Origin of the sequence: Nocardia sp. NPDC058114, from assembly GCF_042884695.1 — a bacterium.
Lineage (GTDB): Bacteria > Actinomycetota > Actinomycetes > Mycobacteriales > Mycobacteriaceae > Nocardia.
In genome coordinates this window covers 269,617-281,156 of record NZ_JBHVTK010000008.1, presented here as the reverse complement: position 1 = coordinate 281,156, position 11,540 = coordinate 269,617, and the positions used below count along the sequence as shown (strand labels likewise).

Annotated in this window: 11 protein-coding genes, 1 pseudogene and 3 CRISPR repeat arrays; of the genes and pseudogenes, 2 read left to right on the top strand and 10 right to left on the bottom strand. The window is 64.6% G+C overall.

The window, feature by feature from the left end:
- Nucleotides 1–380: 380 nt before the first annotated feature.
- A pseudogene (locus ACFVVI_RS27400) lies at nt 381–914 on the top strand (helix-turn-helix domain-containing protein); the annotation flags it as partial.
- Nucleotides 915–937: 23 nt separating this feature from the next.
- A CRISPR array of direct repeats spans nt 938–1,150; the repeat unit is 29 nt; unit sequence GGGCTCATCCCCGCTCGCGCGGGGAGCAC.
- Nucleotides 1,151–1,199: 49 nt separating this feature from the next.
- Here ACFVVI_RS27400 and ACFVVI_RS27395 read toward each other — a convergent pair.
- On the bottom strand, nt 1,200–1,697 hold the full coding sequence (locus ACFVVI_RS27395) for an SMI1/KNR4 family protein (RefSeq protein WP_387447434.1): 498 nt from the start codon (nt 1,695–1,697) through the stop codon (nt 1,200–1,202).
- Nucleotides 1,698–1,769: 72 nt separating this feature from the next.
- Nucleotides 1,770–2,843, bottom strand: coding sequence for a hypothetical protein (locus ACFVVI_RS27390; protein ID WP_387447433.1), 1,074 nt, complete (start codon nt 2,841–2,843; stop codon nt 1,770–1,772).
- A 369-nt stretch (nt 2,844–3,212) separates the two neighbouring features.
- Between ACFVVI_RS27390 and ACFVVI_RS27385 the strand changes: the two genes are divergently transcribed.
- Nucleotides 3,213–3,380, top strand: a complete 168-nt coding sequence (locus tag ACFVVI_RS27385) for a hypothetical protein (protein ID WP_387447432.1) — start codon at nt 3,213–3,215, stop codon at nt 3,378–3,380.
- Nucleotides 3,381–3,572: 192 nt separating this feature from the next.
- A CRISPR array of direct repeats spans nt 3,573–4,760; the repeat unit is 29 nt; unit sequence GGGCTCATCCCCGCTCGCGCGGGGAGCAC.
- A 315-nt stretch (nt 4,761–5,075) separates the two neighbouring features.
- Here the strand turns inward: ACFVVI_RS27385 and ACFVVI_RS27380 are convergent.
- The 8 genes from ACFVVI_RS27380 to cas7e all read right to left on the bottom strand — a co-directional run bounded on the left by ACFVVI_RS27380 (nt 5,076) and on the right by cas7e (nt 11,539).
- On the bottom strand, nt 5,076–5,507 hold the full coding sequence (locus ACFVVI_RS27380; protein ID WP_387447431.1) for a YbaB/EbfC family nucleoid-associated protein: 432 nt from the start codon (nt 5,505–5,507) through the stop codon (nt 5,076–5,078).
- The gene (locus tag ACFVVI_RS27375) at nt 5,504–5,917 is read right to left on the bottom strand and encodes an ankyrin repeat domain-containing protein (protein WP_387447430.1); all 414 of its coding nucleotides are present in this window, start codon (nt 5,915–5,917) and stop codon (nt 5,504–5,506) included. The genes ACFVVI_RS27380 and ACFVVI_RS27375 overlap by 4 nt, the downstream gene beginning before the upstream one ends.
- Nucleotides 5,918–6,631, bottom strand: a complete 714-nt coding sequence (locus ACFVVI_RS27370) for a GH-E family nuclease (protein ID WP_387447429.1) — start codon at nt 6,629–6,631, stop codon at nt 5,918–5,920.
- A gap of 14 nt (nt 6,632–6,645) precedes the next feature.
- A CRISPR array of direct repeats spans nt 6,646–7,285; the repeat unit is 29 nt; unit sequence GGGCTCATCCCCACTCGCGCGGGGAGCAC.
- Between the two features lie 412 nt (nt 7,286–7,697).
- Complete coding sequence (gene cas2e, locus ACFVVI_RS27365; protein WP_387447428.1) at nt 7,698–8,072, bottom strand: type I-E CRISPR-associated endoribonuclease Cas2e; 375 nt, start codon at nt 8,070–8,072, stop codon at nt 7,698–7,700.
- Nucleotides 8,066–9,028, bottom strand: a complete 963-nt coding sequence (gene cas1e / locus ACFVVI_RS27360; RefSeq protein ID WP_387447427.1) for a type I-E CRISPR-associated endonuclease Cas1e — start codon at nt 9,026–9,028, stop codon at nt 8,066–8,068. Before cas1e ends, cas2e begins: the two co-directional genes overlap by 7 nt.
- Entirely contained in the window at nt 9,025–9,711 is a 687-nt protein-coding gene (gene cas6e / locus ACFVVI_RS27355; RefSeq protein ID WP_387447426.1) for a type I-E CRISPR-associated protein Cas6/Cse3/CasE, read from the bottom strand. The genes cas1e and cas6e overlap by 4 nt, the downstream gene beginning before the upstream one ends.
- Nucleotides 9,711–10,418 (bottom strand): type I-E CRISPR-associated protein Cas5/CasD, encoded by a 708-nt coding sequence (cas5e, locus tag ACFVVI_RS27350; protein ID WP_387447425.1) that lies wholly within the window; start codon nt 10,416–10,418, stop codon nt 9,711–9,713. Before cas5e ends, cas6e begins: the two co-directional genes overlap by 1 nt.
- On the bottom strand, nt 10,415–11,539 hold the full coding sequence (cas7e, locus tag ACFVVI_RS27345; protein WP_387447467.1) for a type I-E CRISPR-associated protein Cas7/Cse4/CasC: 1,125 nt from the start codon (nt 11,537–11,539) through the stop codon (nt 10,415–10,417). Before cas7e ends, cas5e begins: the two co-directional genes overlap by 4 nt.
- Nucleotide 11,540: the final 1 nt, after the last annotated feature.

The window sequence follows — 11,540 nt, the reverse complement described above, 5'->3', positions numbered from 1 at the left end:
GTCGAGGCGAGTCCTTCCCCGTGCACCCACACGCCGCCGCCACGTCGCGGGGCGCGGTCCAGCCTAGGCTCCGCAGGGCCACCGCCGCAGGAGCCGCGCCCGCCGACTGGATATCGGATCTACGGTCGCTTGATAGCCACTGCCACCACGACTTCGCGGATCGCTCTGCCGCCGCACGTGATGCGAAGGCCGGGCTTCGCGATTCGCCATAGGGAGTAGCGACTTCGGCTGTAGCAGCGCAAACCTGACATCGAGAGACGGCGCACGGGACCACTCAGAGTCCAGTTCGACTCACACGCGCGGTCCACCCTGTCGGTGCCGACTGAATACTGATCGGATTCTGCCGTCTGAAATTTGAGCAGCCCTGTACCCCTTGGAGGGTGATAGCTGTGGAGGATTGGGCCGAGATCCGTCGGTTGCATCGCGCTGAGGGCGTGTCCATCAGCGAGATCGCGAGGAGGTTAGGCATCGCCCGTAACACTGTGCGGACGGCGCTGGCCTCGGACCGACCACCGAAGTACGTTCGACCGCCACGCGGGTCGAAGGTCGATGCGTTCGAGCCGCAGATCCGGGCGTTGCTGGCGGAGTTCCCGCGGATGCCGGCGACGGTGATCGCTGAGCGGATCGGGTGGACGCATTCCTCCTCGATCCTGCGGGCACGCATCCATGAACTGCGTCCGGAATACGCCGGGGTCGATCCGGTCGATCGAGTCGAGTACCAGCCAGGCCGGATCACGCAGTGCGACTTGTGGTTTCCCGACGCACGGATCCCGGTCGGTCACGGCCAGGAACGGGTGTTGCCGGTGCTGGTGATGGCGGTGGCGTATTCGCGGTTCCTGGCCGCGGTGATGCTGCCCTCGCGTCAGGGCGGTGACTTGCTGGCTGATATGTGGCAGTTGATCTCGGGGTTCGGCGCCATGCGCGTTCCGGGGTGATGAGGCTCATCCCCGCTCGCGCGGGGAGCACGTTCCATGCGAAATATTAAGGTCAAGCATCCGGGGCTCATCCCCGCTCGCGCGGGGAGCACGCCGGGGGCACCGCCATTGCCGCCCCAGCCACCGGGCTCATCCCCGCTCGCGCGGGGAGCACATTCCGAACGATCTGAACGTTCCACCGACTGTGGGCTCATCCCCGCTCGCGCGGGGAGCACACTAATTCACCTGTATGTTTATCCTCCAGTACGGGAACGAACCTCAGCCTTAGATGTAGTCGATCTGTTCCACCATCCACATTTCGAAGCTCGAGTATCCGATGTCGGTACCGCTCTGACAATCAAAGTAGCGAACCGGATCTTGGGCTGGCGTCGTCGAGAACACCGCAACCAGGAAGCGCGCACTGAACTTGCTGACCCCCACCAACAACAGGCGCGTTCCCTGAGGGGCAACGAGTTTGCCGTCCTGCTCGCTCGCCAGGTACTCAACCAGCAGAGCGTCACCGTCAGCCCAGACCCCCTGAGCGCCGAGTTCCGAGGCGTTGTACAGATACCAGTCATCGCCGAACCCGTCCCACCCGTTGCAGGATCGAAGGAAGGCACGGTATTCGGAGTCCATAACGACTCCGCACCGCGACTCTGCCTGACAAATCTCCAGCTCTGTGGATCCAGCAGGAGGCGGCGCTGGCTGCGGATCACCGATGGAGGCCGCACCGCGCTTCTGTCGAACGAACGCCTCCTCGACCAGGCGCTTCCACTCGGTCATCGAACGCTCCTCCTTCGCGTCAAACTCGTGCTCTGGGTCCACTGTCCGTGGACTGACTCCAGGGCAGGAGTACTACTTCGGGAACTTGCCCTGCCCAGGGACAGGCGCCGGGGCGCGACCGGGCTTTGCCACTGGCCGCGTCTTCGGCTGCCCCGGCCCCTTTCTGGTCTCATCGGTGATGAGGCACATGTCCCACTTGGATCCCCGGCCGCGGTTGTAGGGCTTCTCTTTTCCCGCAGTGCCCAGCTCCGAAGCCTGGCTTCCACCCTCGGCCAGACGGATGAATTCGTTGAACCCGTCACGAGGACGGTAGACCGATCCGTATCCCTCAGTGTTCGACGTGAACGTGTACGTGACGATGATCCCGTCGCCGTAGCGCACTGTTCCCTTCGGGCCCAGGGGACCCTCACATTCTGCGGCCGGGGCTCCATACAGTATTTGAAGCACCTTCTCCGTCAACTCCTCTTGAGACCACCCCGGGAATTCGTGGCAATGCTTCTTCCACGAGGGCCCGTACACGATCTGTTGAGCGCGCCGCCGGTCCTGCTCGGAGCTCCAACCTCCTGATGGCGTGGTCGAGCCGGTCGTCGAGCATGGCCACTGAATCACGCAGATCTCGTTCACCCAGGCACCTGCAGCGAAACCGGTCGCGAGATAGCCCACCGGATACGCGCCGATCTGGCCCCCGAGCGCCGCATTGAGGCTGATAGACATCGGTAGCCACCCTCCTGGCGGGTTGGCTTCACCACCCCACGCGGTATCGGGGACGTGGCCTGCGACAGTATCGGTCGCGGCGTAGACGGGGTTGTTCCTGCGTTCAAGCTTCGCTAGCTTGCTCGCTTCGGCCCTGAGCGGCCCTTCGGTTTCGACGCGCTGACGCGGGAGCTTTGTTTTGTTCGACCGGGCGATGTAGTCCATACGCTGACGGGTCTCGTCGGCGGTCTCGTCGCGCATTCTCGGCGGGCACACCGCGACAGGGCCGGTACACTCCCCCGCACCGGTTTGAAGTCGGCTGTAGCCGCGGCATCCTGCGGATTTTTGGCTTGCCGTCTGGGCTTTCCACTCGTTGTGCTGCTCGACGATCTCCCACTGATCAGCGGAGTTGAAATCGATCGGCCCAGCGTGCGCTACGCCGCTTTCAGTCATCGCGGCAAGGGCGATGGCAAGCGCAGCAATCACACATGTCGGCCGAAACCACCTATACGTCAATCGTCGGTCCCCCGGGATATAGCGTCGTGCATGCTTGCACGATCGCACTGGTAGGTCATGAGTTGCTCACGGTCGGCATCGCAATCAATCGTGTTGTCGGCGTGACGGTTCAACGCATCCACAAGGGGCCCGGCGCTGTGTCAGACGTCGATCCCGGCTGCGCTATCGTCGCTCGCACGATGCCAGCATCGACGCGCCGTCCGGGTGGATGCTCACACGTAACTCCTTGTGGCTCAGCTCTGTTCGCCAGAAGCTGTTGGTCGGGTAGCGCACCGAGGCTGGCGCACCTGTAGGTATAGATGCGGTTTGCACGAGTCTGGTTCACACCCTGCTCTGCGTTGGGCGATCATCCTCATCAAACGCTGGGGTCAGGCCAGCGAGCGATTCGAGCTCAGTCCGCGCTCCGCTGTCGACATCGAACTGCTGGCCTCCCGGCGCTCCACGCGCTACATGAGCGGCTCGCGACGAGAGTGAGCGGCAGTACGATACCGGGCACCCTGCCCACCACCTCGGTAGACTTATTGTCGCGAATAAAATTGGCAGGCTTGATGATTAGCTCGCTTTCTGATCGTCGGATACGAGGACGGCCAGCGTTGCAGCCTACGAGGAATCGTGGATGACACTCCTGAGCCCTGATGTATTGGCGACCAGTCTGTGGGCGATCGCGGGCTTATCCCCGCTCACGCGGGGAGCACTACACCGTCTCGGCGACCCACTGGGGCAACTGGGGCTCATCCCCGCTCGCGCGGGGAGCACTCAACTCGGGCATCACGAATCCCTCTCTTACAGGGCTCATCCCCGCTCGCGCGGGGAGCACTGAACAGATCGAGGGTGGCCGGGTTGGTCATCGGGCTCATCCCCGCTCGCGCGGGGAGCACGAAAGCTATCTGAATCGGACATCACGCCGGTAGGGCTCATCCCCGCTCGCGCGGGGAGCACGATCATCGGATTCGTAGCGAAATATCTGCCTAGGGCTCATCCCCGCTCGCGCGGGGAGCACTTGCCTTCCCATGAATCGATGATCGTCTCGCGGGGCTCATCCCCGCTCGCGCGGGGAGCACGGGCTCAACGATTCAGGCTTCCGGATGATCCCGGGCTCATCCCCGCTCGCGCGGGGAGCACTTCCATTGCCCTAGATCTCTGCCGATTGGAAGGGGCTCATCCCCGCTCGCGCGGGGAGCACCATCGGGTTCCTTCCGGGCTGGAATCGGGCATGGGCTCATCCCCGCTCGCGCGGGGAGCACGGCCTGCGCAAGGCTTCGATCGGTCGTGACCTGGGCTCATCCCCGCCCGCGCGGGGAGCACACCAGGCCGAGGACGTAGACGCGCTGCGCGATGGGCTCATCCCCGCTCGCGCGGGGAGCACCTGCCCGCGATCGAGGACGCAGCCATGGCCAGGGGCTCATCCCCGCTCGCGCGGGGAGCACCAGAACGTCAATCAGTCCAGTGCGATCAGCCAGGGCTCATCCCCGCTCGCGCGGGGAGCACTGGGTACTATCTCCGGGCACGCTCGCACAGCAGGGCTCATCCCCGCTCGCGCGGGGAGCACCGGGCTTTACGACTTCGGTGTCGCCGGTGCCGGGGCTCATCCCCGCTCGCGCGGGGAGCACACCACGCGTTCACTCGACAGCTCCCATGATCTGGGCTCATCCCCGCTCGCGCGGGGAGCACCTTCCCCCGCTGAAATGGCGAGGCACCAGCCAGGGCTCATCCCCGCTCGCGCGGGGAGCACGTCATTGGGTCCGCGCTTGCCGTCGAGCAGCAGGGCTCATCCCCGCTCGCGCGGGGAGCACCTTCGGCAACCGGGTGTTCGCCCAGCTCATCAGGGCTCATCCCCGCTCGCGCGGGGAGCACACTAATTCACCTGCATGTTTGCACGCCAAAGACCCCAATTGCATTCACTTTCAATCGACCTCCACCGCCAGACACCAACAAGATCCACCATTCTTGAGCACACCTAGCCATGTTGAACCAACCGTTCATCATGGCTCTCGAAGCGAGCCTCACTACCGAGCATAGGTTTCCGACCGCAGCGGTCTACGAGCACGCCGCCAAGCCCACCGCGGATGACTCCAGCTGATATCAGACGCGCCCACAAGGCGATGCTCACTGACCTCCTGAAGCGCGCCAGCCAGCGCACCTCACGACCCTCGTGGCGCGCTGCCGCGCCTAGGCCTCGTCATATACGGCGGCACCGTTGAGGCGTGCGAAGTACGCGTCGTCGGCGGCCTCGACCTCAGCATCCGTCAGCGGAGCTGTCGACCGCGGGGGCGTGCCGAACGCCTCACGCACCGACTTCAACCCCTCCACGACCCTGCTGTCATCGGTCAACGGCAACATCGCCGCCGCTGACTTGGTCGCCGCATCCCGTTCCGCGTTCGCGGCCGCTTCGAGAATGAGGCTCGCCAATCGGTCGCCTAGCCGGTGGGCATCGCGTGGGAGTTTCAGACCCCGCAGATGTCCGGCGGCATCGACGGTCGCACTGACGGCCCCATTTCCAGCCGTGCCGGTGCCGCGAACCTTCGCCAGGGTCGCCTGTACCCTGTTCGCTTTGGTCCGGATCTCATCGATCGCGGCGTCGTACTCCGGATCGGCGCTCATTTCAGATCCGCGAACTCGGCCTGTATCACGTCCTGGTTCGACCACTGGTTGATGAAGTGCAGCGGACTTTTCAGCCCGAAATAGGTTTCGATCGTCTCACGTCGAGGGTCTGCACCGTGGGCGCGCAGGACACGAATCGAGGCCACTGGGTCACCGCCCGAGGCGATCGCCGCCCAATAGATGGCTGGCATGCCCTTCTCGGTCAACGCGTCGATGTCGGCGCCGGCATCGAGTAGGCGCTCGATGGCCGCAGGGTGGGCATCCTGTGCAGCGAAGTGCAGTGGCGTCCAATCGTGGATATCGGCAGCGTTGACGTCCTCGGTCGCCAGCAGACGGTTGATGGCTTCGACGTCGCCGTCGCGTGCCGCGTAGTGCAGGGCGGTCCGACCCCATTCGTCGAGGTTGGTCATCTACTTCGGTTCCCTTCGGTGCGATCGGTTTCCAGTCGAGTCTTCGACATGGAATCGTTCGGGGTGGGCGTTGACGTGGGCGGCGAGCTCTTCTTGGGTCCATCCATTCGCCTGGCCTTCGGCGAGATACTTGCGGTTTTCGAAGCCGCTGTTGTGGCCGAAGTCCCATGATGGTTTGACGGGGTAGCGGACCCCGTTTGCCTCGTCGAGGTAGTACTGGCCCTTCGGGTCTTTCGGTAGCTGGGTGATCTCGGGATGGTTGTCGTAGTTCTTGGTCTTCGACACCATGATGTCGGGCTCAGACGCGACCACGTAGAAGTCTTCTGTCGTGTCCCAAGGTTTGGTCCACCCTTTCGTATTCCGAAGGATCGTCACTTTCGTTTCGGTCCACAGCCCGGGACGGGTCAGCCGCGGCCACGCGATGAACGGGCCAGGCGACGCGGCCGCCGCGCCGCCGACGTCGGCGAGGGCAGGCCGGGCGCGCAGCAGCGGACCTAGTATCTCGCTGCTGCGCGCGAGTGCCTGGGCGACGGTCGCCGGCACTTTTACGACCGCGACCAGGCCGATCAGCGCACGGATGGTGGTCGCGATCCTGGCGCCGTAGGCGGCCAACAGGATCGCCATCCCACCCTGCGCGGCGACCGCGGACGTACCACCAGCGAAGAAGGCGAACAGCGCACCAGCGGCCTGATCAGCAGCGATCAGCGCCATCATCTCGATGAACGCACGGGCTCATCCCCACTCGCGCGGGGAGCACAGTCTCTGTCAGGATGTCCTGACAGTCTATCGGGGCTCATCCCCACTCGCGCGGGGAGCACAAGGTTGCGCACAAGCCACTAAAACCCATGTTGGGCTCATCCCCACTCGCGCGGGGAGCACGGGCGGCAACACCGTGGCCACGATCTTCGCCGCGGGCTCATCCCCACTCGCGCGGGGAGCACAAACCCGGACAGACCGGGAATCGGCTGACGAAGGGCTCATCCCCACTCGCGCGGGGAGCACAACCACCTCGGCCAGACGATGACGTCGCCGAGGGGCTCATCCCCACTCGCGCGGGGAGCACTCGCCCAGCTCGGCGCTGCCGAAGCCGAAGTCGGGCTCATCCCCACTCGCGCGGGGAGCACATCCGTGCTCGGATCGGCGTCTATCACCAGTCGGGCTCATCCCCACTCGCGCGGGGAGCACTCAGCCCACTTGTTGAACGTAGGCGACTTCACGGGCTCATCCCCACTCGCGCGGGGAGCACTACTTCACGAGCACCCCATGTCGAACGACTGGGGGCTCATCCCCACTCGCGCGGGGAGCACTCATGGTCGATATGCCACATGAGCTGCGCACCGGGCTCATCCCCACTCGCGCGGGGAGCACACTAACTGACCTGCACATTTACAGAGCAAACCACCGAATCGCATTCACTTTTGAACAAGCCCCGCACAGTACCTCGGTCATTGACCGCCGCCGTTTCAGACCGAGCCGATCCGGGTGTGGGTGGTGCGCCGGGGCTCATCCCCGCTCGCGCGGGGAGCACACAAATGAACTGCACATTTACGGAGCAAACCACCGAATCGCATTCACTTTTGAACAAGCCCCGCACAGTACTTCGGTTATTGACCGCCGCGGTTTCAGTCTGACTCATCACCGGCACTGCCGCACCTCCTCCTTACCGACAGCACTTCGTTAAGGCGTCCCGTAGCCGTCGATAGATGCGACTCTGACTGTGGCGAGGTGGGAAGAATCAGCAGCCAAACTGCACGCACTTCGTCCATCAACCCAGTGACAGTCAGTCATGGCTGCCTGACTCCGGGCGTTTCGTTTGATGTGCACGACGGTATCGACTCGCCTTACTCCAGCCCGGCCGCGCACCTCCGGATTTCGGGTCACCAGCGTGAGGTCGGAGCATGAGGTGGATTCCGTCGACGTCGATCGGTTTCCAGTCATGACGGTGGGTCTTGAATGCCAGGCGTTGTTCGCCGCGTGTGGTGTGGATCATGATGGCGCGACCGTCTTTACAGAGCTCGACCACACGCTGCCAGGACAAGTCGCGCACGCGAGCGCTGACGATACCGACGAACACACCGGGACTGACTTCGAGGAACCAACGGGTCAGGTGGCCACGAAGCCCTGCAGGGCACGCGGTCAGAACCAGAACTACCACGGCGGGTCCTCGTCGACGTAAGAGATGCCAGCTGCGACGTTGCCTTTGCGGTCCCACAGCTCCACCACGTCGCTGTCCCATTCCTCGGCGTCACCTTGACTGCCCGGCAGCAGCAGGGTCTGGATGTCAGAGCAGCAGCGCGCCAACAGGTTTCCAGCATGGACTGCGTCGCGCACCGCACGTCGGGTGACTCCCCCGATGTCGTCACCACCTTCTGCTTCGATCGTTGCCGCGGCGTCGAACGCAGCCGGGATGGCGTACTCGGCCTTGTAGAGGTCGGCGAGGTCGAACACAAAGGAACGTTCGTGGCCGACATGGACGAAACCCAGTCCCGGCGAGCAGCCCAAGGCGACGATCACCGCATGCGCCACCCCGTATAAACAGGTAGTGGCCGCGGAGAGCGCTTGGTTGACCAGGTCAGAGCCGACGAAGTCGTTCGGGTTGTAGTCGCGCCGTTGCCATTCGATGCCGGTGCGCTCGGCGTGCTCGCGGTAGATGCGACGGACGCGCGCACCTTCGCGGCCGCGCAGTTGCTGCATTGTCAGCCCGGCGACGTTCTCACCCGGAAATCGCATCTCATACATCTGCCGTGCGATCCGCAGGCGGCTGGCCTGATTGGATACCGCCGCTGCTTGGGCTTCGAGTAGGCGTGAGCTGCGGGCCAGTGATCGGCCGTGTGCGTAGTACCGCACGCCCCGCTCCCCTACCCAGACCACGGTGGATCCGCTCTCGGCGAGCAGCATCATCGCCTGGTGAGTCACCCGAGTCCCCGGGCCGAGCAGCAGGGCACCAATTGTCGCCGCGGGGATGTGGACGACTCCGCGTTCATCGGTGGAGGTGATGGCGTTGGCATCGCGATGCACGGTGGCGCGTTCGATGTAGATGAACGACAGGCGATCTCGTGCCCGCACGAGTTCGCCGATCCGTGGTGGCCTGGTTCCGGGGATGTCTTTCACGCCGGTGCCAGGGTGATCAACCCGCAGCCGTACCCTTTCGCCCGGCCGATCCCACCCACCAGCGCGGCACGTAGGCGCTGCGGGTCGGTGACCTGCAAAGTGCCTTCGAAGGTTGCTGTCGACAGCGACACCGCGTGCGAATGGCGTTGGAAGCTCACTGATCTGCGGTCGGTGATGATGACATCGGGTTCCTTGCCGTCTCCGCTGACGCATTGCCCGAGCTCGAACCCGTGATCGGTGGCCTTGCGCTGCAGCCACTGCAGTTGACCATCCGAGTCCAGCCCCGTCGCTCGACCGCGCACGGTCGGGTCGTTGACCACCCGGTCCATCGCCGCGCGCACTGGGTTGGCGGTGAGACGGAAATGCCATCGCTGTCCCGCGGCGAGGTCGTCGAGCAGGTCCCGGTAGTCGCGGGTGGCCCAGGTGCTGGTCGTCGGCCAGCCGGCTTGTTCGATGATGTGGGTGAAGTCCGGTCGGGTCGGTGAAACAACGTAGAGGTGTATGTTGTTCTCCGCACGGTCGATTCGCCACAGCACCCGACCTTCGCCGACAGGCGGGTGATCGCCGGTGTCGTCGGTGGGGGCGAAGGAGGACATCACTGCCGCGTGGGTGACCTGGGGTGAGGTGAGGAACCGGCGGGTCCCGGCGCGGGCGGGATTGAGTGGGATTCGCGACAGATACATCAGGCGCCTCCCAGCGCAGCGAACGGGTCGTGGCGTTTGGTGCCGTCGGGGTTGGTGATCTCGACCGCGCCGCTGACCACACACCGCCAACCGTATTCGCGCCGCTGTGGGTCGAAGTCCACGGGAACATCGCGGACCCGTTCCTGCAACGCCTCATCCGGGTCGCCGGGCAGCAGGTCACGATAGATCGGCAGGTGCATCGTGGCGGGCTGCTTGTTTCGGTACCACCGCGAGGCCTGCCACGGCGTGGCGGCCAGTGCCTCGGTCAAGGTTTGGTCTTCGATGTCGCCGATGATCAGCGGTTCGGTGACCGGGCAGGATCGGCGCCCGAGATAGAGAGGGAAGGTCGGCGCTCGCAGCGCGTCCCGGATCCCTTCCAGGAGTTCACGATCGCCGTGGATCGCGGCCACGAACACCGCGTCGGCAAGGTAGTACCGATAGGACAGCGGGTAGGTGTCGCGGCCGTCGAGGCTGCGCGCGACCTGGAAGTCCCGCACCAATGTTCCCTGCTGGTCGATGCGGACCCCGAATCCGAGCTGGGTCAGTTCGTCTTCGATCGGGTCGGTCCGGCGGCGGCCCTTGGCAGCGCAGATCAAACCCAGCACACCACTCTTGGACGGGTACTGCTGGGTTTCACGGCGGGTGAACCGGCTGGCCACACCCCACGACTGCAGGGGCGCGGCGAGTTTGAGCCGCAGAACACTCACGACGTCACGCCGAGGGCGTCACGCACCTGGGTGGCGACCTGATCGACCACCGAGCTCAACGATGCCGGGGTGGCGAGCTCGGCGAGGACCTCGACACCGCTCGCGGCGACAACGACATAGTTGGTTGCTTCGCTGGTCCCGTAGGCGTTTTCCAGCGCGCGGTAGCGTTCCAGAAGCTGTTTGGCTGCTCCGGCCGAGCGGGCCGTGCCCAGTGCCTCGACCGGTGATTCGAAGGCGGTCACCAGGTTCACCGGCTGATCGGTGCGCACGCTGATCACGACTGCATCGGGCAGGGTGCGGTTGGCGAAGGTGTTCTGCTTGCCGGTGGGCATGCTGCGCACGAACGCGGTCAAAAAGTTCGCGACCGCGACCGCGGTCGCTTCCTTGTCGCCGAGATTCTTCTCGAGCTGGTCGACGTTGACGGTGGCGTAACGGTAGAGCGTGGAGGAGTTGAACTCGACCACACCGATCATCCCGGCACCGGCGTTGTCCTCGGGTGCTCGGTCGTCGACCGCGGTGAAGTAGTCGAACTCGTTGTTGACCGAGTGCACGCTCAACGCATGGGCGACCTGGGCGGCGGCGTCGACGTTGAGGTCGGTGGAGTCGGCCACCATGCGCCCGAACAGTGCGACGTCGATGCTGTCGGCGCCGTTGGCGGCAGCTTTGGCCGCGGCCTTGTCCGTGGTCCCGGTGTTTGCGGTGTCGATCGCCAGCTGGGCAAGACGATTGATCTGGGTCGCGCTCAGAAACAGCAGATACTTCGACTGTTCGAGCTGATCTGCCGGGTCGGCGGGCTCATCGTCTTTGCCCTTCTTCTTCGCGGTGGGCTTTTCGAGTTTGATCCCGGCTTCTTTGATTACCTTCGCTGCTGCCTCAGCCGGGTCGTCCACGGCGTTGCCGATACGTTCGGCGACCAATTCCACGACCCGCTTGGTCCGCACACCCAGCGTTGCCGGGTCGACCAGTTCGCGAAACATCGTGCGGGTGGCGCGTTTCCACGCCTGGCTCGATACCCGTGCCCGGCGCACACCGCCGTAGACGGCGGTCTTGGGGCTGCCGGTGTCGTCGCGGTTGATGTTGGACGGGGGGACCGTCTGCAGGATGTGGACGTCGACGAACATG